This is a genomic window from Janthinobacterium sp. SUN100, assembly GCF_030397705.1.
Lineage (GTDB): Bacteria > Pseudomonadota > Gammaproteobacteria > Burkholderiales > Burkholderiaceae_D > Janthinobacterium > Janthinobacterium kumbetense.
Genome location: NZ_JAPUBU010000004.1, coordinates 1 through 19,667 on the forward strand (window position 1 = coordinate 1; position 19,667 = coordinate 19,667).

Annotated in this window: 16 protein-coding genes and 1 rRNA gene; 12 read left to right on the top strand and 5 right to left on the bottom strand. The window is 60.6% G+C overall.

Annotated features, from left to right (window positions below; all coding sequences use genetic code 11):
* Window positions 1-3 precede the first annotated feature (3 nt).
* Window positions 4-116: ribosomal RNA gene (gene rrf, locus O0881_RS20075) — 5S ribosomal RNA — on the top strand.
* 129 nt (window positions 117-245) lie between these two features.
* Here the strand turns inward: rrf and O0881_RS20080 are convergent.
* Window positions 246-806 (bottom strand): acyloxyacyl hydrolase, encoded by a 561-nt coding sequence (locus tag O0881_RS20080; protein WP_289912660.1) that lies wholly within the window; start codon window positions 804-806, stop codon window positions 246-248.
* A 119-nt stretch (window positions 807-925) separates the two neighbouring features.
* Between O0881_RS20080 and O0881_RS20085 the strand changes: the two genes are divergently transcribed.
* Window positions 926-1,810 carry an NAD(P)-dependent oxidoreductase gene (locus O0881_RS20085; protein WP_289913239.1) on the top strand — a complete coding sequence of 295 codons (885 nt, stop codon included), beginning with the start codon at window positions 926-928 and terminating at the stop codon, window positions 1,808-1,810.
* Window position 1,811: 1 nt separating this feature from the next.
* On the opposite strand, the gene O0881_RS20090 is transcribed toward O0881_RS20085, so the two are convergent.
* A complete protein-coding gene (locus O0881_RS20090; protein ID WP_289900580.1) occupies window positions 1,812-3,005 on the bottom strand; it encodes a M20 aminoacylase family protein in 1,194 nt (397 codons plus the stop codon).
* Between the two features lie 206 nt (window positions 3,006-3,211).
* Between O0881_RS20090 and O0881_RS20095 the strand changes: the two genes are divergently transcribed.
* The 4 genes from O0881_RS20095 (at window position 3,212) to O0881_RS20110 (ending at window position 10,036) form a co-directional block, all read left to right on the top strand.
* A complete protein-coding gene (locus O0881_RS20095; RefSeq protein WP_289912661.1) occupies window positions 3,212-5,287 on the top strand; it encodes a molybdopterin oxidoreductase family protein in 2,076 nt (691 codons plus the stop codon).
* A gap of 2 nt (window positions 5,288-5,289) precedes the next feature.
* Window positions 5,290-6,339 carry an aminopeptidase gene (locus O0881_RS20100; protein WP_289912662.1) on the top strand — a complete coding sequence of 350 codons (1,050 nt, stop codon included), beginning with the start codon at window positions 5,290-5,292 and terminating at the stop codon, window positions 6,337-6,339.
* A 276-nt stretch (window positions 6,340-6,615) separates the two neighbouring features.
* Window positions 6,616-8,298, top strand: a complete 1,683-nt coding sequence (locus tag O0881_RS20105; protein WP_289912663.1) for a long-chain fatty acid--CoA ligase — start codon at window positions 6,616-6,618, stop codon at window positions 8,296-8,298.
* Between the two features lie 55 nt (window positions 8,299-8,353).
* The gene (locus O0881_RS20110; RefSeq protein WP_289912664.1) at window positions 8,354-10,036 is read left to right on the top strand and encodes a long-chain fatty acid--CoA ligase; all 1,683 of its coding nucleotides are present in this window, start codon (window positions 8,354-8,356) and stop codon (window positions 10,034-10,036) included.
* Here O0881_RS20110 and O0881_RS20115 read toward each other — a convergent pair.
* Entirely contained in the window at window positions 10,033-11,205 is a 1,173-nt protein-coding gene (locus O0881_RS20115; protein ID WP_289912665.1) for an acyltransferase family protein, read from the bottom strand. The genes O0881_RS20110 and O0881_RS20115 overlap by 4 nt on opposite strands.
* 158 nt (window positions 11,206-11,363) lie before the next feature.
* Here O0881_RS20115 and O0881_RS20120 point away from each other — a divergent pair, with 158 nt between their 5' ends.
* Window positions 11,364-12,230, top strand: coding sequence for a LytTR family DNA-binding domain-containing protein (locus tag O0881_RS20120; RefSeq protein WP_289912666.1), 867 nt, complete (start codon window positions 11,364-11,366; stop codon window positions 12,228-12,230).
* On the opposite strand, the gene O0881_RS20125 is transcribed toward O0881_RS20120, so the two are convergent.
* Entirely contained in the window at window positions 12,227-13,819 is a 1,593-nt protein-coding gene (locus O0881_RS20125) for an alkaline phosphatase D family protein (protein WP_289912667.1), read from the bottom strand. The genes O0881_RS20120 and O0881_RS20125 overlap by 4 nt on opposite strands.
* Before the next feature lie 42 nt (window positions 13,820-13,861).
* Window positions 13,862-14,302 carry an acyl-CoA thioesterase gene (locus tag O0881_RS20130; RefSeq protein WP_052139932.1) on the bottom strand — a complete coding sequence of 147 codons (441 nt, stop codon included), beginning with the start codon at window positions 14,300-14,302 and terminating at the stop codon, window positions 13,862-13,864.
* 61 nt (window positions 14,303-14,363) lie between these two features.
* Between O0881_RS20130 and O0881_RS20135 the strand changes: the two genes are divergently transcribed.
* From O0881_RS20135 to O0881_RS20155, 5 genes are all read left to right on the top strand, one after another.
* Complete coding sequence (locus O0881_RS20135) at window positions 14,364-16,214, top strand: ABC transporter ATP-binding protein/permease (RefSeq protein WP_289912668.1); 1,851 nt, start codon at window positions 14,364-14,366, stop codon at window positions 16,212-16,214.
* A 195-nt stretch (window positions 16,215-16,409) separates the two neighbouring features.
* The gene (locus tag O0881_RS20140; RefSeq protein WP_099666199.1) at window positions 16,410-17,366 is read left to right on the top strand and encodes an amino acid ABC transporter substrate-binding protein; all 957 of its coding nucleotides are present in this window, start codon (window positions 16,410-16,412) and stop codon (window positions 17,364-17,366) included.
* Window positions 17,367-17,465: 99 nt separating this feature from the next.
* Window positions 17,466-18,215 carry an amino acid ABC transporter permease gene (locus O0881_RS20145; RefSeq protein ID WP_289912669.1) on the top strand — a complete coding sequence of 250 codons (750 nt, stop codon included), beginning with the start codon at window positions 17,466-17,468 and terminating at the stop codon, window positions 18,213-18,215.
* A gap of 1 nt (window position 18,216) precedes the next feature.
* Window positions 18,217-18,909, top strand: coding sequence for an ABC transporter permease subunit (locus O0881_RS20150; protein WP_152254769.1), 693 nt, complete (start codon window positions 18,217-18,219; stop codon window positions 18,907-18,909).
* A gap of 19 nt (window positions 18,910-18,928) precedes the next feature.
* Entirely contained in the window at window positions 18,929-19,654 is a 726-nt protein-coding gene (locus O0881_RS20155; RefSeq protein WP_289912670.1) for an amino acid ABC transporter ATP-binding protein, read from the top strand.
* Window positions 19,655-19,667 lie beyond the last annotated feature (13 nt).

The following is a 19,667-nucleotide window of genomic DNA, read 5'->3' on the forward strand; positions in this document are numbered from 1 at the left end:
ATGCCTGATGACCATAGCAAGTTGGTCCCACCCCTTCCCATCCCGAACAGGACCGTGAAACAACTTTGCGCCGATGATAGTGCTGCAACCAGTGTGAAAGTAGGTTATCGTCAGGCTTGTTATGCGAAAAAACCCCTTCCGGTGATCCGGTTGGGGTTTTTTTACGTCTGGCGGTTTTGTTTTGCCAACAGAAAGGCGTAAAAAAAGGCACCGCTACGCGGTGCCTTGTTCATTTGTCATAACCATTAAAAATGGTAAGCGACTTTGACATTCATGTAATTGACGCCGCTATTCGGTTTCTTGTAGCCGCCGTTCGAGAAATGCTGGATCTTCGCAGCGACTTCCCATTTGTTATTGAAGATATAGCCAACGCCGATATGGTCGCCGAACTGGAAGTGCGTCGACAGGCGGTTATCGTCGTTATCGTACAGCTTGGACAGCATGTGCACGCCAATGCCGCCTTCCGCATAGAAGCCCAGCTTGTTCGTGTTTTCAAAGCGGAACACGGGGGTAAAGCCCAAGTCCCACAGTTTTTGATGCTGGCCAGGGACATTGCGATAGCTCTTGCCATCCCAGCCACCGATGCTGGCATCCCAGTAACCGCTCAGTTGTGTGCCATTCGATACGAACCAGGCCTTATCCCAGTTCGAGGTCACGCCGGCGCGTACCATTTGTACCTTCACGCCCTTGGCATATTCGCCGTAGACGGAGTCGATCAGTTTGTCGTCAGCGGCAAAGCCGGCGTTGGCTGCCATCAGCGCGGTAATGGCAGCGATGGATTTGAGGATATTCTTCTTGAAGGACATAGAGGCTTTCATCGTAAAATTGGCCGTAAGGCTCGTCTTGTTTGCGCAGACACCCAGTTTTGCACAGTGTTCCCGCCACCCGTTTGATTTCAGAGGTTCAATTGACATTCTCTACAAAAATCGCATTTCTCGGTATCGGTCTGATGGGGGATCCGATGGTCAGGTGCCTGCTGCGCGCTGGATATTCTGTCACAATTTGGAATCGCACGCACAGCAAGGCCCAAGTCCTGCGTGAGGCAGGGGCGCAGCCCGCCGTTTCCGTGGCCGAGGCGGTCAATGACGCGGACGTGGTCATTTCGATGCTGGAAGCCGGTCCCATCGTGGCGCAGGTGCTGCAAGAGGCGCTGCCAGCCTTGCGTGCAGGGGCGCTATGGGTCGATATGAGTTCCACCAAGCAAGCAGAAGCCCAGCAATTCCATGCCACCTTGCAGGCGGCAGGCCATGCCTTCATCGATGCGCCCGTCTCGGGTGGCGTCGGCGGGGCACAGGCGGGCACCCTGGCCATCATGGCCGGCGCCAGTACCAGCGATTACGCGCGGGTTGCAGTGATTCTGTCGGCCATGGGGCGCCCGACCCTGGTGGGGCCGGCCGGCAGCGGCCAGGTCGCCAAGCTGTGCAATCAGCTGATCGTCGGCGCCACCCTGAATATCGTGGCGGAAGCGTTATTGCTGGCGCAGGCGGCCGGCGCCGATGCGAGCGCCGTACGGGCAGCGATACGTGGCGGTTTTGCCGAGAGCAAGATTCTGGAGGTGCATGGCCAGCGCATGCTGGAACGCAATTTTGTTGCCGGTGGACAGGTGAAAAGCCAGATCAAGGACATGCACAACATCCTCGCGGCAGCGGAAGCGGCCCACGTCACCTTGCCGGTGACGCAATTGGTGACGCAGCGCTATGAAACCCTCGCCGCCAGCCACCCGACGGCAGACCACGCGGCTGCCTTGCTGGCCCTGGAAGCGTTGAATCCGGGCCAGCGCCTGGGCACCGGTCCGGATAAGCTGAGCTGACTTACGTGACGGGCAGGCTCGCTTCGGCCAGCTTGACCCAAAAACTGGCGCCGATGGGCAGCAGATTGTCATTGAAGTCGTAGCTGCCATTGTGCAAGACGCACGGACCCAGGCCGTGGCCGCCATCGCGGTGCTCGCCATCGCCGTTGCCGATGAAGATATAGCAGCCAGCTTTTTCCTGCAGGAAAAACGCGAAGTCTTCCGCGCCCATGGTCGGTTCAACATTCGCGTTGACCTTGTCGGCACCGACCACGCTTTTCATCACTTCCACGGCAAACGCCGTTTCCTTCGCGTGGTTGACCAGCGGCGGGTAGTTGCGCTTGAAGTGGAAATCGACTTCCGCGCCAAAGGCGGCGGCCGTGTGCACGGCGATCTCGCGCATGCGCTCTTCGATCAGGTCCAGCACGGGCGTGGTGAAGGTGCGCACGGTGCCGACCAGGCTGGCGTCATCGGGAATCACATTGGTGGCGCTGCCCGCATGGATTTGCGTGATCGACAACACGGCCGTGTCGAGCGGACTCTTGTTGCGGGTGATGACGGTTTGCCAGCTTTGCGCGATTTGCACGGCTACCATGACGGGGTCGATGCCCTTGTGCGGCTGGGCCGCGTGCGCGCCCTTGCCTTTGACGGTGACATGGAATTCATTGCTGGACGCCATCATTGGCCCTTCCACCACGCTCAGGGTACCCGTTTCCGCGCCTGGCCAGTTGTGCATGCCGTAGATGGCATCCATGGGAAAGCGGGTAAACAAGCCGTCTTCGATCATTTCGCGCGCACCGGCGCCGCCTTCTTCCGCCGGCTGGAAGACGAGGTAGACCGTGCCATCGAAGTTGCGGTGTTGCGCCAGGTAATGGGCGGCGCCGAGCAGCATGGCCGTGTGGCCGTCGTGGCCGCAGGCGTGCATCTTGCCCGGATGGCGTGAAGCATGCTCGAAGGTATTCATTTCCTGCATCGGCAAGGCATCCATATCGGCACGCAAGCCGATGGCGCGCTTGGACGTGCCATGCTGGATGATGCCGACCACGCCAGTACGGCCCAGACCGCGTACCACGGGAATGCCCCATTCCGTCAGTTTGGCGGCGACCACGTCCGAGGTGCGCTGTTCTTCGTAGCACAGCTCGGGATGCGCGTGCAGGTCGCGGCGGATACCTTGCAGCTCGGATTGAAACGCCAAGATCGGATCAACTAGTTTCATGGGACTCTCCTGTGGATGCTGGCGCGCAGCAATGTATGGCGCGCCGGACCGCGCTTGTTTGATCAAAAACAGACGCGGCTAATAGTGCATTGTAGCCCTTGTTTGCCGGGTAAATCCAGCGCACGGACGTGCTTGCCACGGCGCCAACAGCAAGCGCGCGGAATGGTTTACAGTATCGCCTTCCCCCAACGTTTTTGGATTGCCCCATGACCACCACCCAAGTGCGCGCCGCCTGCCCGCTCGACTGCCCCGATACCTGCGCCTTGCTGGTCACCGTGACCGACGGGGTGGCAACAGCCGTCAAGGGCGATCCCGACCATCCGACTACGGCGGGCGTGCTGTGCACCAAGGTGTCGCGCTTCACGGAGCGCACCTACCATGCGGATCGGCTGCTGCATCCGCTGCGCCGCGTGGGCAAGAAGGGGGAAGGAAAGTTCGAGCGCATCAGCTGGGAAGAAGCGCTGCAGACCATCGCGGCCCGTTTGAAACCGATCGCCGCGCGCGATCCTCAGGCGATCTTGCCGTACAGCTACTGCGGCACCATGGGCCTGGTGCAGGGCGAGTCGATGTCGTCGCGTTTCTTCAACCAACTCGGTGCTTCCTTGCTGGACCGCACCATCTGCGCCTCGGCGGGCGCCACGGGCTACCGCTACACGGTGGGCGCCAGCATAGGCACGGATCTGGAACAGTTCCAGAACGCCAAGTTGATCATCATCTGGGGCGGCAACCCGATCGCCTCGAATTTGCACTTCTGGATGCGCGCGCAGGAAGCCAAGCGCAATGGCGCCACCTTGATCGCCATCGACCCCTACCGTTCGCTGACGGCGGAAAAGTGCCATCAGCACGTCGCGTTGCTGCCGGGGACCGATGCGGCCCTGGCGCTGGGTTTGATGCATGTCTTGATTGTGGAAGATTTGCTCGATCATGATTACATCGAGCGCTACACTGTTGGCTACGATGCCTTGAAACAGCGGGCCCTGGAATGGCCGCCCGAGCGGGTGGCCGAAGTGTGCGGCATCACGGCCACGGAAGTGGTTGACTTGGCGCGCCTGTACGGCCAGGCGTGCCGCTCCGGCGAGGGCGCCGCCATCCGGGCCAATTATGGCGTGCAGCGCGTGCATGGCGGCGGCATGGCCGTGCGCAATATCGCCTGCCTGCCCGCCCTGACGGGCGCCTGGCGCCATCCGGCCGGCGGCATGCAGCTGTCGAGCTCGGGTTCCTTCCCCATCAACCGCAAGGCCCTGCAGCGCCCCGATTTGCTCAAAGGCACGCCGCGCACCATCAATATGAGCACCATCGGCGACGATCTGCTGAAAACGGCGTCGCCCGAGTTTGGCCCGCAAGTCGAGGCCGTGATCGTCTACAACTCGAATCCCCTGGCCGTGGCGCCCGATTCCTCGAAAGTGGCGCAGGGTTTTGCCCGTGAAGACTTGTTTACGGTCGTGCTCGAACATTTCCAGACCGATACCGTCGACTACGCCGACATCGTGTTGCCCGCCACCACGCAGTTGGAACACGTCGATACGCATGCCACCTATGGCCACCTGTACATGATGGCGAACAATGCGGCCGTGGCGCCGTTGGGCGAAGCGAAGGCGAATACGGAAATCTTCCGCCTGCTGGCCCAATACATGGGCTTTGATGACCCGTGCTTCCAGGAAAGCGACGATGCGCTGGCGGCCAAGGCGTTCGATGCGACGGATGCGCGCGCCGTGCATTTCGACTGGGAATCGCTGAAACGCACGGGCTGGCAAAAGCTGGCCATGCCGGAAGCGCCATTTGCCGAGGGGCGTTTCCCCACGGCATCGGGCAAGTGCGAATTGTATTCGGAAGCCATGGCGCTGGCGGGCCTCGATCCCTTGCCCGCGTATATCGCGCCGCACGAATCGCTGGCCAGCAATCCCGCGCTGGCGGCCCGCTATCCGCTGGCCATGATTTCCCCGCCGGCGCGCAATTTCCTCAATTCTACCTTTGTGAACGTGAAAAGCCTGCGCGCGGCCGAAGGCGAGCCGCACCTCGATATCCATCCCGACGATGGCGCCGCGCGCGGCATCGTGGCCGGCGACATGGTGCGCATATTTAATGACCGCGGCAGCTTTGTGGCCAAGGCCAGGGTGACGGACAAGGCGCGACGGGGCCTGGTCGTGGGCTTGTCCGTGTGGTGGAAGAAACTCGCCAGCGACGGCAAGAACGCCAACGAAGTGACCAGCCAGCGCCTGACGGACATGGGCCGCGCGCCGACCTTCTACGATACGCTGGTCGAAGTGGAAAAGGCTGCCTGACCATGGCGCGCTGGCCGGCCCGCTTGCTCGTCGGCACGGTATGCCTGCTGCTGGGCGGCTGCACGCAGTTGCGCTACTACACGCAAGCGGCGCAGGGGCAATATGCCCTGTGGTCCGGCGCGCGCCCTATCGGCGACTGGCTCGATGATCCGGCTACCGAGCCGCGCCTGAAAGTGCGTCTGGCCAAGGCGCAGCAAATCCGCCGCTTTGCCGTCAGCGAGCTGGACTTGCCCGACAATGGCAGCTACAAGAACTATGCGGCGCTGCGGCGCCCGTTTGTGCTGTGGAACGTGGTGGCCACGCCGGAATTGTCGCTGCAGCCGCTGCAATGGTGTTTTCCCATCGCCGGCTGCGTCAGCTATCGCGGCTATTACAGCAAGGAGGAGGCGCTCGCGTATGCCGACGAGTTGCGAGCCCAGCATTACGACGTCCAGGTGGGTGGCGTGCCCGCGTATTCCACCCTGGGCTGGTTCGACGATCCCCTGCTGTCGACCTTTATTCACTACAACGATGCGGAACTGGCGCGCCTGATCTTCCATGAGCTGGCGCACCAGGTGGTGTACGTGCCTGGCGACTCGGCCTTCAACGAGTCGTTTGCCAGTGCCGTGGAAGAGGCGGGCGTGCAGCGTTGGCTGGCGCGCGAGGGCAACGACAGCATGCGCGCGGCGTATGCCCAGTATGCGGCGCGGCGGCAGGATTTCCTGGCCTTGCTATTGAAATACCGGGGCGAACTGGAGTCCGTGTATGCGAGCGACGCCAGCGATGCGGACAAGCGCGCGCGCAAGGCGCAGGTATTTGCGGCATTGCAAGAAGCGTATCAGGTCCTGAAGAAAAACTGGGGTGGTTTTGCCGGTTACGACCGCTGGTTCGAGCAGCCATTGAGCAATGCGCACCTGGCTTCCGTGTCTACCTACAATGAATTTTTGCCGGCCTTCAAAAAATTGCTGGAAGAAAAAAAGAACTTTCGTGCTTTTTATGCTGCAGTGCACACAATGGCCCAGATCAAGAAGCCTGAGCGCAGGCAGGCGCTGGAACAATTGTCCAGCCCGTGACCCGTAAAGATTGTCTCGGACGTCAAGGCGAACGATCCTGCAACAGCGTATTTATCATGTTGCAGTGCAGCACAAAATACCCCTAGAGTTGCCGCTCGAATACTGTTGAAAGCGCTTGCATGGAAGCCCGGCGCCCGATAGCATCGCATTAGTAGCATAGAGCAATTGCTCGTCAGAATGCTCAAACTGACTGCAGGACGACAGAATCCGCAGCAATGATCCGCGCCGGCAGGGTGCGCCGGCTCCCCCACGATTATTCGAGACAAGAGGCACAGGATGGAAAAAATTTGGCTGAAGTCGTATCCTCCCGGCGTCCCCGCCGACATCGATCCTGATCAATATCGTTCGCTGGTGCATTTGCTGGAAGAAGCGTTTCAGAAATATGCGGATCGCAATGCCTATGTCTGCATGGACAAATTCCTCACCTATGCCGAACTCGACACCTATTCGCGCCAACTGGGCGCCTGGCTGCAAAGCCGCGGCCTGAAGAAGGGCGCGCGTGTGGCCCTGATGATGCCGAACGTGCTGCAGTATCCGGTGGCGATCGCCGCCGTCCTGCGCGCCGGCTACACGGTGGTCAACGTCAACCCTTTATATACGCCGCGCGAACTCGAGCATCAGCTCAATGATTCGGGCAGCGAAGCCATCATCGTGCTGGAAAACTTCGCCCATACGCTGGAACAGGTGCTGGGCAAGACGGCCGTCAAGCACGTCGTCGTCGCCAGCATGGGCGAAATGCTGGGCGGCTTGAAGGGCATGATCGTCAATTTTGTCGTGCGCAACGTCAAGAAGATGGTGCCCGCGTATTCCTTGCCGAACGCCATGCGCTTCAAGCAGGCGCTGGCGCTGGGCAGCCGCATGAAACTCACGCCCGTCGAGCTGAGCGTCAATGACGCTGCCTTCCTGCAATACACGGGCGGTACGACGGGCGTGTCGAAAGGCGCGACCTTGAGCCACCGCAATGTGATCGCCAATGTGCTGCAGAGCGAAGCGTGGTCGGGCGCGGCGCTCGACCAGAACAGCAAGGAACAGATGATCGTCGTCTGCGCCTTGCCGCTGTACCATATCTTTGCGCTGACGGCGTGCGCGATGTGGGGCACGCGGGTGGGCGCCCTGAATATCCTGATCCCGAATCCGCGCGATATTCCGGGCCTGATCAAGGAACTGGGCAAGTACAAATTCAACCTGCTGCCAGCGGTCAATACCTTGTATAACGCACTGGTGAACCACCCCGATTTCGCCAAGCTCGATTTCTCGGGCTTGAAGATCGCCAATGGCGGCGGCATGGCGGTGCAGCAAGCCGTCAACGACAAGTGGCTGCAAGTGACGGGCGTGTCCATCATCGAAGGCTATGGCTTGTCGGAAACATCGCCCGTCGCCACCTGCAACCGCGCCGACAGCACGGCGTTTTCCGGCACCATCGGCTTGCCCGTGCCCTCGACCGACATCGCCATCCTCGACGATGACGGCAAGGAAGTGCCGCTGGGCCAGACGGGCGAAATCGCCATCCGCGGCCCGCAAGTGATGAGCGGCTACTGGAACCGTCCCGACGAGACGGCCAAGGTCATGACACCCGATGGCTACTTCAAGTCGGGCGACGTGGGCATCATGGACGAGCGCGGCTACGTGAAGATCGTGGACCGCAAGAAAGACATGATTCTCGTTTCCGGCTTCAATGTGTATCCGAACGAAGTCGAAGCCGTCATCGCGGCCCATCCTGGCGTACTCGAGTGCGCCTGCGTGGGCGTGCCGGACGAACACTCGGGCGAAGCCGTGAAAGTGTTTGTCGTGCGCAAGGATCCGAACCTGACCCAGGCAGTGCTGGCCGCGTACTGCAAGGAACAATTCACGGGTTACAAGCGGCCGAAATACATCGAGTTCCGCGATGAACTGCCGAAGACCAACGTCGGCAAGATTTTGCGTCGCGCTCTGCGTGACGAAACAAAGATAGCAGCATAAACAGTGTGGGATGCGCCAGGAGGCGCGTCCCTATTACAGATAAAGATGAGGCGAGATGGACAAGATTTGGTTGAAGTCGTACCCGGACAGCGTTCCCGCAGAGATTGATTGCACGCAATACCGTTCCGTCACGCATTTGCTGGAAGAGTCGTTCCAGAAATATGCGGACCGCAACGCCTTCGTGTGCATGGATAAATTCCTCACCTACCGCGAGCTTGACCAGCTGTCGCAACAGATGGGCGCCTGGCTGCAAAGCAAGGGCCTGCAAGCGGGCGCGCGCGTGGCGATCATGTTGCCGAACGTGTTGCAGTATCCGGTGGCCATGGCGGCGATCTTGCGCGCCGGCTACACCGTGGTGAACGTCAATCCGCTGTACACGCCGCGCGAATTACAGCACCAGCTGATCGATTCGGGCAGCGAAGCGATCATCGTGCTGGAAAACTTCGCCACCACGGTGGAACAGGTATTGCCGCATACCCAGGTCAAGCATGTGATCGTCGCCACCATGGGCGACTTGCTCGGTGGCTTGAAGGGCACCATCGTCAACTTCGTCGTGCGCAAGATCAAGAAAATGGTGCCCGCGTTTTCCTTGCCGGGCGCCATCAGCTTCAACAAGATGCTGGCCGAGGGTGCCCGTTTGACCTTGACGCCGGTACAGCAGGGACATGACGATATCGTCTTCCTGCAGTACACGGGCGGCACGACAGGCGTGTCGAAAGGCGCGATGTTGTTGCACCGTAACGTGATCGCCAACGTGCTGCAAAACGAGGCGTGGATGTCGCCCGTGATGACCAAGGAAATGCGCGCCACCTCGATGGGCTTCATGTGTGCCTTGCCCCTGTATCACATCTATTCGCTGACGGTCAGCGCCCTGATGGGCATGCGCCTGGGCGGCATGAGCGTGCTGATCCCCAACCCGCGCGACATCCCCGGTTTCGTCAAGGAGTTGTCCAAGCACAAGATCGTCGTCTTCCCGGCAGTTAATACTCTGTATAACGCGCTGCTGAACAATGCCGACTTCGCCAAGCTCGATTTTTCCAGCTATAAAGTGTGCAATGGCGGCGGCATGGCCTTGCAGCGCAATGTGGCCGAACGCTGGCTGAAATTGACGGGTTGCCCGCTGATCGAAGGCTATGGCATGTCGGAAACGTCGCCTGTGGTGACGGGTAACCGTGTCGACATCACGGAATTCACGGGCACCATCGGCTTGCCTTTCCCGTCGACGGAAGTGGCGATTTTGAACGACGATGGCGTGGAAGTGCCGCTGGGCGAACCGGGCGAAATCGCCGTGCGTGGCCCGCAAGTGATGGCGGGATACTGGCAGCGTCCGGACGAGACGGCCAAGTCGATGACGGCCGACGGCTATTTCAAGACGGGCGACGTGGGCGTCATGGATGAGCGCGGCTACGTGAAGATCGTGGACCGCAAGAAAGACATGATCATCGTTTCCGGCTTCAATGTGTATCCGAACGAAGTGGAAGATGTGGTTGCGTCGTGCCCGGGCGTGCTGGAATGCGCCTGCATCGGCGTGCCGGATGCCAACTCGGGCGAAGCCGTGAAAGTGTTTGTCGTGCGCAAGGATCCGAACCTGACGGTGGAACAGATCCGCGAGCATTGCAAGCATGAGTTGACGGCGTACAAGAAGCCGAAATACATCGAGTTCCGCGATGAATTGCCGAAAACCAATGTCGGCAAGATCTTGCGCCGTCAATTGCGCGACGAAAAGAAAGCGGCTTAACTCGCCGCCAGGGCTGTGTCCGCCGCCACGGCTTGCCGTGGCCGGGCGGGCAAGCCGAAGCAGGGACGCAGCCAGCTCACCTTGCTGATCAGCAGCGACGTCCCCAGCCAGCAGGTCGCCACCGTGCCTGCCAAGATCAGCAGCGGCTCGAGCACGGGGCCCAGCTGCAACGGCACCAGCCAGTAGGCCAGCAGCACGATCGCGCTCTGGTGCAATATGTACCAGGGAAAGACGGCCTGGCGCGCCCATGGCAGCCAGGCAAACGGTTTATTCAGCAAGGTGTGCGACCAGCCCAGGATGGCGCAGATGGCCAGCCACATGTACAGGTTGCGCATGGGCCAGGAGCCAAACGAGGCCCAGGTCAGCAGGTTTTCCGAAGCCACCAGGTCAAAACCAAGATACACGGCAAACGCGCAGGGTGCCAGCAGCAGCGCCTGCCAGCGCAAGCGCGCCAGTTCCTGCCACACTCCCTTGTCATTGCCCAGCCACCAGCCATACAGATACATGGTGAAATAGATGGCGTGCGCGTACCAATCCTTGAGCAGCGCATGGGTTTCCGGATAGCGCAGCTTCAGGAAGACCGTTGCCGCCAGCGTTGGCAGGGCGGGCAGGACCAGCAGACGCCAGCCGCGCAGGCCCGCAAACAGCGGTCTTGCCTTGGCCAGCAGCGGCTGCAAGGTCACCAGCACGATGGTGTACAGCAACAGATACACCAGATACCACAGATGGTTCCACGTAAAACTGGTTTTCCAGCCCGTAAATGCGCCGGCCGGCCAGGCGTAGCCGCCAAAGTAATGCAGCAGGAATGGTCCATAGCCAGGCTCGACCAGACCGTTGCTGACGCCCTCGCAATACGGTTGCACGGGGATCACCACCAGCACGCCAAACAGCAAGGGCAGCAACAGGCGCTTGACCCGGCGCCACAGGAACGCACCGCTGGACGCCTGCGTCATCATGGCGCAGGACACGCCGGAAATAAGGAACACGATTTCCATGCGCCACCGGTTGATAAAGACCATGGGAAAGTTCAATGTTTCCGTCAAGTAAGTACTTTTCATGTGGAAGGCGGCGCCATCCAGGTACAGCATGGCCGTGTGGTAGACGATCAGCAGGCTGAAGACAAGAAAGCGCAAGGCATCGATATCGTAACGGCGGGAATCTGTGGTCATGGTCGTGGGGTCCGTCGGTCAGGGAATGCCCCAGCATAGGCAGGCCGCACGGGGCGAACCAGCGAAAAGTGATCAATCGCGGGCTGTTTGTGACGAGCGGTGGCGCTGGGACGGCTTTGGGACCTTACAATCATGCAACTTATTCACTGTCCGCCACCATGCGCCTCTCTTCCACCGATTTGTTGCAACGATATCAACGCTGGCGCCAGATCGCCGAGCCAGCTTTCTGGATCGTCCTGTATCTGCTGCAAACGTCGCTCAACTGCTGGATCAGCTGGGCCGACCGCGTGCGCGCCGGGCTCGATACGCCCTTCTGGGAAGTGGCCGTGTGGGAGTGGAGCAGCAACCTGGTGCTGCTGGCGCTGGTACCGGTGGTGATCCTGGCTAACCAGTTTCGTCCCTTGCACCTGGTTTTCCAGCGCCAGAACCTGCGCTGGCACCTGGCCGCGTCGCTGGTCTACAGCCTCGTGCATGTGCTGGCCATGGTGGCCTTGCGCAAACTGGCTTACTGGAGCGCCGGCAGCGACTACGATTTCGGTAACTGGTGGCGCGAGTTGCCGTATGAATATGTCAAGGATGTGCGTACTTACTTCTCCATTTTATTGTTCACGGGCTTTTACCAGTTGCTGTTGATGCGCTGGCAAGGCGAGGCGACCCTGCTGGGCGAACCCGATGAAGGGCCTGCCGTGGAACCGGTGCAGCAGCCGGAACGCTTTCTGGTGCGCAAGCTGGGCAAGGATTTTCTGCTGCCGGCCTTTGAGATCGAGTGGATACAGGCGTGGGGCAATTATGTGAATCTGCATGTGCGCGGCCACGACTATCCGCTGCGCTCGACCATGGCCGCCATCGAGCGCCGCCTCGACGGCAAGCGCTTCCTGCGCGTGCACCGCAGTTACATCGTCAACCTCGACTTTGTGCGGAGCATCGTGCCGCTGGAATCGGGCGATGCGCGCGCGGTGCTGTCCACGGGTGGCGAAGTACCCGTCAGCCGGCGCTACCGCGACGCCTTGAAATGCATAGGCTAGATGCGTTGTACGCCAGCCTTGCCGTCCTGGACGGTGAAACTGGCCAGTGTCGCGATGGCCGACGCGCTGTCGCGCACGTTTTCCAGGCCCTGGAACAGGGCCGTGGTTTTCTCCGGCGTGATGTCCAGCAACATATACCCGCGCTTGTCGCTGCGTCCGTAGCGGATGTGCGGGTTCATCGCCACGTACTGCTCCGTGCGTGCCTGCGGGCGGGAACTCGACGTGATTGAGGTACCGCAAAACTCGGTGGCCAGCACGGGATTATCCTTGCCGGTAGGGCGCATGGCGTTGCGGCTCAGTTCCGTGGCATAAAAGGTGTGCACGTCGCCCGACAGTACCAGCGGGTTGCTGGCCTTGCTGCTGCGCAAGGCGTCGAGCAAGTGCTGGCGCGCCATCGGATAGCCATCCCAGCCATCGGTCCAGATGCGTTCGTCGCCGGGCCGCAGGATGGGCACCTGGCTCGATTGCGCCATCAGGGTTTGCTGGGCCAAAATGTTCCAGCGCGCGGGAGAATCATCGAGGCCGGCTTGCAGCCAGCGCTGCTGTTCTGCGCCCAGCATCGTGCGTTCGGGCTTGCGCAAGTCGGGACAGTTGCGCGTGGTGACGGAATTCGAGCCGCCGCGGCCCGGCTTGGCGCACGCATGGTAGGCGCGGTATTGCCGGTCGTCCAGCACGTGAAAGCGCGCCAGGCGGCCCCAGTCATAGCGCTGGTAGATGCGCATGTCGACAAAACCCCGCCGGCCCAGCGGCAGCAGGCGCAGCGGCATGTGTTCATAAAATGCCTGGTAGGCGGCCGCGCGGCGCTGCAAAAAGGCAGGCGTGAGCAATTCGTCGCGGTCATTGCCGTAATCGTTGGCCACTTCATGGTCGTCCCAGGTGACGATCCACGGCGCGGCCAGGTGCGCGCCCTGCAAGTCGTGGTCGCTCTTGTATTGCGCGTAGCGGGCGCGATAGTCGTCCAGAGTAAAACTTTCATGCGTGCGCACGGCCCGGCTCGGGTGCTGCAGCTGGTATGGACCCCATTCGTAGATGTAGTCGCCAAGGAAGGCCACCAGGTCGGGCGCGGCGGCGGCGATGTGCCGGTGCGCCGCGTAGGCGCCGAATTCCCAATGCTGGCACGAGGCGACGGCCAGTTTCAGCGAAGAAGGCATGGCGCCGGGCTCGGGCGCCGTGCGCGTGCGGCCCACGGGGCTGACGGCGTCGCCCAGCATGAAGCGGTACCAGTACCAGCGTCCGGGCGCCAGGCCGCCCACATCGACGTGCACGCTGTGCGCGAGGGCGGGCGTGGCCGTGGCTTGCCCCTTGGCGGCGATGCGCCGGAAGGCCTCGTCGTCCGCCACTTCCCAGCGCACGTTCAGGGCGATGGCGGGCGTGGCGCTGGCATGCAGCGGGTCGTAGCAGATGCGCGTCCACAGCACGACGGCGTCCGACAAGGGCGAGCCGGAGGCGACGCCGAGCGCAAATGGGTAGCCGGCGCCATTCAGGCGCGTGGCGGCGCTCGCGCTGGAACCGGACAGCACGCTGCCGGCGGCGGCCAGCGCACCGATGCGGGCGGCGCTCTGCAGGAAGATGCGGCGCTGGCTATCCATGCCGTCTGAAAATAAAACGTGGGATTAATGTAACAGCGACAATCAAGGCGACAGCAAGGTCTCGATCGGCGGCACTTTGCGCGGTTTGCGGTCGGAGTCCGTCGCCACGTAGATCAGGGTTGCTTCCGTGACTTTCACGATGCATGCCTGCAGGCGGTTGCGTTCGGCATACACCTCGACATTGACGGTGATCGAGGTATTGCCAACCTTGACGATGTCGGCGTAGAAGGAGAGCAGATCGCCGACGAAGACGGGGTTTTTGAAGACGAAGGAATTGACGGCGATGGTGGCGACACGGCCGTTGGCGCGCCGCGTGGCCGGCAGGGAACCGGCGATATCGACCTGCGCCATGATCCAGCCGCCGAACACGTCGCCGTACACATTGGCGTCGGACGGCGCTGGCATCATGCGCAATTCCGGCATTTTTCCGGCGGGCAGGCCGGAGGCGAGGCAGTTGTCGGGACGGTCGGGGGAGGTGCTCATCTTTTATTCTCATGAAAGGCTACAATTGCCCCGATTGAACCATAAAAAGCCGACCTTCGCCATGCGCCGTTCCCAGACTCCCCCTCCGCCCCGCTCGCCAGCCTCCGCCAGCCACAGCGATTTCGCCACCATCAAGACCTTGCTGCCGTATCTGTGGGTCTACAAATGGCGGGTGCTGCTGGCGCTGCTATGCCTGGTGGGCGCCAAGCTGGCCAACGTGGGCGTGCCCCTGATCCTGAAAAAACTCGTCGATGCCATGACGATCACGGCTGCCCATCCGCAAGCGCTGCTGGTGTTGCCGGTCGGCTTGCTGGTGGCGTATGGCTTGCTGCGCCTGTCGACCACCCTGTTTACGGAATTGCGCGAATTCCTGTTCGCGCGGGTCACACAGCGGGCCGTGCGCACCATCGCCCTGCAAGTGTTCCGCCACCTGCATGCCTTGTCCCTGCGCTTTCACTTGAACCGGCAAACGGGCGGCATGACGCGCGATATCGAGCGGGGCACGCGCAGCGTCGGCTCGCTCATTTCCTATACCTTGTTCAACATCCTGCCGACCCTGGTGGAAATCACCCTCGTGCTCGGCTACTTGGTCTTGCACTACGACATCTGGTTCACCGTGATCACGGCAGTGGCGCTGGTGTCCTATATCGCGTTTACCGTGCTGGTGACGAACTGGCGCACGCATTTCCGCCGCACCATGAACGACCTTGATTCCAAGGCAAATACCAAGGCCATCGATTCGTTGATCAACTATGAAACCGTCAAGTATTTCGGCAACGAGGATTACGAGGCGAAGCGCTACGACGAGGGTTTGCAGCGCTATGAATCGGCGGCCGTGAAATCGCAGACTTCCTTGTCCCTGCTCAATACGGGCCAGTCGCTGATCATCGCCACGGCTGTTACCCTGATTCTGTGGCGCGCCACGGTGGGTGTCATCAACGGCACGATGACTTTGGGCGACCTGGTGCTGGTGAACGCCTTCATGATCCAGCTGTACATTCCCCTCAATTTCCTGGGCGTCATTTACCGCGAAATCAAGCAAAGTCTGGCCGACATGGAGCGTTTGTTTTCCTTGCTGAACGAGAACCGCGAAATCGCCGATACGCCGGAAGCCAAGCCGCTCGTCACGCGGGGCGCGGCCGTGCGCTTTGCGCATGTGGATTTCAGCTATGAAGCCAAGCGGCAAATCCTGTTCGACGTGGATTTCCAGATTCCCGCCGGCACCACGACGGCCGTGGTGGGGCATAGCGGCTCGGGCAAGTCGACCCTGTCGCGTTTGCTGTTCCGTTTCTATGAAGTCGATGGCGGCGGCATCACCATCGATGGCCAGGACTTGCGCGCCATCACGCAGGATTCCCTGCGCGCAGCCATCGGCATCGTGCCGCAGGATACAGTGCTGTTCAACGACACCATCGAATACAACATCGCCTACGGCAAGCCGGGCGCCAGCAAGGAAGCCATCGTGGCGGCAGCCAAAGCGGCGTCGATCCATGATTTTATTGAAAGCTTGCCAGATGGCTACAACTCCATGGTGGGCGAGCGAGGGCTAAAACTGTCGGGCGGCGAAAAGCAGCGCGTGGCTATCGCCCGCACCTTGCTGAAAGACCCGGCTATCCTGATCTTCGACGAAGCCACGTCGGCGCTCGACTCCAAGGCCGAGCAGGCGATCCAGTCTCAGCTGAAGGACATCGCCAAAAACCGCACCACCCTGGTCATTGCGCACCGCCTGTCGACGGTGGCGGATGCCCAGCAAATCCTGGTGCTCGACCATGGCCGCATCGTCGAGCGGGGCACGCATCCGCAATTGCTGGCGCTTGATGGCCTGTACGCGCAGATGTGGCAACGCCAGCAGGCAAATATGGACGACGAGGCGCAAGAGGACGAGTTGGCGGGGCTGGCGCCGGCAAAATAAATCGGGAAGGCGAAATCAGTAGGAAAAATGCTACAGCCGCGCCGATTCAGGCGCGCGTATAGCGCCTATTTGCGGGCAATCGCAGAAAACGGCTAGTCCAGCGCTGAAAATGAAATAAAATTAATTCCATTGGTGGCGTCTGCACCACAGTTGTTTCGTTCGGAGTCCATCCGGTTTGTCCGCCCAGGAGAATTTATGAAATTGACCAAAATCATCGCCACGCTGCTCAGCGTCGGTGTCATCAGCAGCATGTCGCCAGTCCAGGCTCAGGAATTGACCGGCACCTTGGCCAAGATCAAGAAAGCCGGTTCCGTCACCCTTGGCGTGCGCGACGGCTCCGTGCCTTTCTCCTATCTCGATGACAAGCAGCAATACCAGGGTTATTCGATCGACCTGTGCATGAAAGTTGTCACGGCCCTGCAAAAGCACCTGGGCCTGAGCGAACTGAAAGTGGTGATGAGCCCCGTCACGTCGGCCAACCGCATCCCGCTGATGGCCAACGGCACCATCGACCTCGAATGCGGCTCGACGACGAATAACCTGGAACGCCAGCAGCAGGTGGCATTCGCCCCCACCATGTTCGTCATCGGCAACCGCGTGCTGTCGAAAAAAACCTCGAATATCAAGACCCTGGAAGACTTGCGCGGCAAGACCCTGGTCGCCACGGCCGGCACGTCGACCATCAAGCAGATGACCATCCTGAACAAGGAAAAAAACCTGGGCATGACGATTGCCGTCGGCAAGGACCACCCTGAATCGTTCCTGATGCTGGAAACGGGCCGCGCGGTGGCCGAAGCCAATGATGATATCCTGCTGGCATCGCAAGTGGCCAACTCGAAAAACCCGAACGACTACGAAATCACGAAGGAAGCGCTGTCGGTCGAGCCGTACGGCATCATGCTGCGCAAGGGCGATCCCGCCTTCAAGAAAGTGGTCGATGACGCGCTGATCCGCCTGTACAAGAGCGACGATATCAACCGCATCTACGCGAAATGGTTTACCTCGCCGATCCCGCCGAAAAACATCAACCTGAAATTTCCCATGCCGCCGCAATTGAAGGCGGTCTTCACGAATCCGACCGATTCGGGCGACCCGGCTGCGTATGCGGCCGTACCGGAAGCGCAGAAGACCTCGGACAAACGGAAAAAATAACAAGAGTGCGTAACAAATCGGGGGGCGCAAGCCTCCCGTTTTATTTACGGGACGGGTGGCGGACAAGCCGCTTTCCTTGAGCTGCATGGAAGGATGATCATGAATTACAACTGGAATTGGCGCATTTTCTGGGAGATTTCTCCCGATGGCGTGGGCACGTACATGGACACCCTGTGGTCTGGCCTCGTCTGGACCCTGGCCACGGCCGGTGCGGCGTGGATCATGGCGCTGATATTGGGCCTGGTGATCGGCACCATCCGCACCCTGCCGAACAAATGGCTGGTGGGCGTGGCCAATGCCTACGTCGAATTGTTCCGCAACGTGCCGCTGCTGGTGCAGATGTTCCTCTGGTATTTCGTCATGCCGGAGCTGCTGCCGCCTGACCTGGGTGCCTGGGTCAAGTCGCTGCCGAATACGCCGTTCGTCACGGCCGTGCTGTGCCTGGGATTCTTTACTTCGTCGCGCGTGGCCGTGCAGGTAACGACGGGCATCGAGGCGCTGCCGCGCGGGCAGAAACTGGCCGGCACGGCGCTGGGCCTGACCCTGCCGCAAACCTACCGCTTCATTTTGCTGCCGATGGCCGCGCGCGTCATCATGCCGCCGCTGACCAGCGAATTTTTGAACATCATCAAGAACAGTTCCGTGGCGCTGACCATCGGCCTGATCGAACTGACGGCCAGCGCGCGCGCCATCCAGGAGTTTTCCTTCCAGGTGTTCGAGGCGTTTTCGGCCGCCACCATCATCTACGTCGTCGTCAACCTGCTGGTGGTGGTGCTGATGCACCTGATCGAAAAAAAGGTCGCCATCCCGGGCTTCATCGTCGCCGGCGCCAAGACGGGAGGACATTGACATGTTCGGTAATTTCGACTTCGATGTCATCTCCCGCTCGTGGGTCTACCTGTTCCAGACCGGCATGGTCTTCACCCTGAAACTGACGGCGCTGGCTATGGTCGGCGGCATCGTGCTGGGCACCCTGCTGGCGCTGATGCGCCTGTCCGGCAACCGCATCGTTTCGGGCGTGGCATCGAGCTACGTCAACCTGATACGTTCGATCCCGCTGGTGCTGGTGATCTTCTGGTTCTACTTTCTGGTGCCGTACATCGCCGCCTGGGTCATCGGCGCGAACGAGCCCGTGAAAGTGGGCGCGTTTTCTTCCGCGCTGATCACCTTCATCATGTTCGAGGCGGCCTATTATTGCGAGATCATGCGCAGCGGCATACAGTCGATCCCGCGTGGCCAGGTGTGGGCCGGCCAGGCGTTGGGCATGAACTACCGGCAAACCATGGGCAGCATCGTGCTGCCGCAAGCGTTCCGCAACATGATCCCCGTGCTGCTGACGCAAACCATCGTGCTGTTCCAGGACGTGTCGCTCGTGTACGTGCTGTCGATTCCCGATTTTGTCGGCGCCGCCTCGAAGATCGCCCAGCGCGACGGCCGCCTGGTGGAGATGTACGTGTTTGTCGCCGTCGTGTATTTCGTGCTGTGCTATGCCTTGTCGTTCCTGGTAAAACGCCTGCAGAAACGCGTCGCCATCATTCGCTAACCGTAAAAGAAAGAACAAGATGATTGAACTCAATAACGTCAGCAAATGGTATGGCCAGTTCCAGGTACTCACCGACTGCACCACCAATGTCGCCAAGGGCGACGTGATGGTCATTTGCGGCCCTTCCGGCTCCGGCAAGTCGACCCTGATCAAGACCGTCAACGGCCTCGAGCCGATCCAGCAGGGGCAGATCATCGTCGACGGCATCAGCGTCAACGATCCGAAAACGAATTTGTCGAAACTGCGCGCGCGCATCGGCATGGTGTTCCAGAATTTCGAGCTGTTTCCGCATTTGTCGATCCGCGAAAACCTCACCATCGGCCAGATCAAGGTGCTGGGCCGCAGCGTCGACGAAGCCAATGTCAAGGGCTTGAAATACCTGGACCGCGTGGGCCTGCTGTCGCAGCAGGATAAATTCCCGGGCCAGCTGTCGGGCGGCCAGCAGCAGCGCGTGGCGATCGCCCGCGCGCTGTCGATGGACCCGATCGCCATGCTGTTCGACGAACCCACGTCGGCGCTGGACCCCGAAATGATCAACGAAGTGCTCGACGTGATGGTGGGCCTGGCACAGGAAGGCATGACGATGATGGTCGTCACGCACGAAATGGGCTTTGCCAAGCGTGTGGCCAACCGCATCGTCTTCATGGATCAGGGCAAGATCATCGAAGATTGCAGCAAGGATGACTTCTTCAACACGACGCGCTCGGACCGCGCGCGCGACTTCCTCGCCAAGATCATCCATTAATATTTTTTGGAAG

What these genes read in the sequence shown, in the direction of transcription:
- O0881_RS20080 (WP_289912660.1), bottom strand. Translation starts at nt 806, where the DNA reads ATGTCCTTCAAGAAGAATATCCTCAAATCCATCGCTGCCATTACCGCG.
- O0881_RS20090 (WP_289900580.1), bottom strand. Translation starts at nt 3,005, where the DNA reads ATGAAACTAGTTGATCCGATCTTGGCGTTTCAATCCGAGCTGCAAGGT.
- O0881_RS20095 (WP_289912661.1), top strand. Translation starts at nt 3,212, where the DNA reads ATGACCACCACCCAAGTGCGCGCCGCCTGCCCGCTCGACTGCCCCGAT.
- O0881_RS20100 (WP_289912662.1), top strand. Translation starts at nt 5,290, where the DNA reads ATGGCGCGCTGGCCGGCCCGCTTGCTCGTCGGCACGGTATGCCTGCTG.
- O0881_RS20105 (WP_289912663.1), top strand. Translation starts at nt 6,616, where the DNA reads ATGGAAAAAATTTGGCTGAAGTCGTATCCTCCCGGCGTCCCCGCCGAC.
- O0881_RS20110 (WP_289912664.1), top strand. Translation starts at nt 8,354, where the DNA reads ATGGACAAGATTTGGTTGAAGTCGTACCCGGACAGCGTTCCCGCAGAG.
- O0881_RS20115 (WP_289912665.1), bottom strand. Translation starts at nt 11,205, where the DNA reads ATGACCACAGATTCCCGCCGTTACGATATCGATGCCTTGCGCTTTCTT.
- O0881_RS20120 (WP_289912666.1), top strand. Translation starts at nt 11,364, where the DNA reads ATGCGCCTCTCTTCCACCGATTTGTTGCAACGATATCAACGCTGGCGC.
- O0881_RS20125 (WP_289912667.1), bottom strand. Translation starts at nt 13,819, where the DNA reads ATGGATAGCCAGCGCCGCATCTTCCTGCAGAGCGCCGCCCGCATCGGT.
- O0881_RS20130 (WP_052139932.1), bottom strand. Translation starts at nt 14,302, where the DNA reads ATGAGCACCTCCCCCGACCGTCCCGACAACTGCCTCGCCTCCGGCCTG.
- O0881_RS20135 (WP_289912668.1), top strand. Translation starts at nt 14,364, where the DNA reads ATGCGCCGTTCCCAGACTCCCCCTCCGCCCCGCTCGCCAGCCTCCGCC.
- O0881_RS20140 (WP_099666199.1), top strand. Translation starts at nt 16,410, where the DNA reads ATGAAATTGACCAAAATCATCGCCACGCTGCTCAGCGTCGGTGTCATC.
- O0881_RS20145 (WP_289912669.1), top strand. Translation starts at nt 17,466, where the DNA reads ATGAATTACAACTGGAATTGGCGCATTTTCTGGGAGATTTCTCCCGAT.
- O0881_RS20150 (WP_152254769.1), top strand. Translation starts at nt 18,217, where the DNA reads ATGTTCGGTAATTTCGACTTCGATGTCATCTCCCGCTCGTGGGTCTAC.
- O0881_RS20155 (WP_289912670.1), top strand. Translation starts at nt 18,929, where the DNA reads ATGATTGAACTCAATAACGTCAGCAAATGGTATGGCCAGTTCCAGGTA.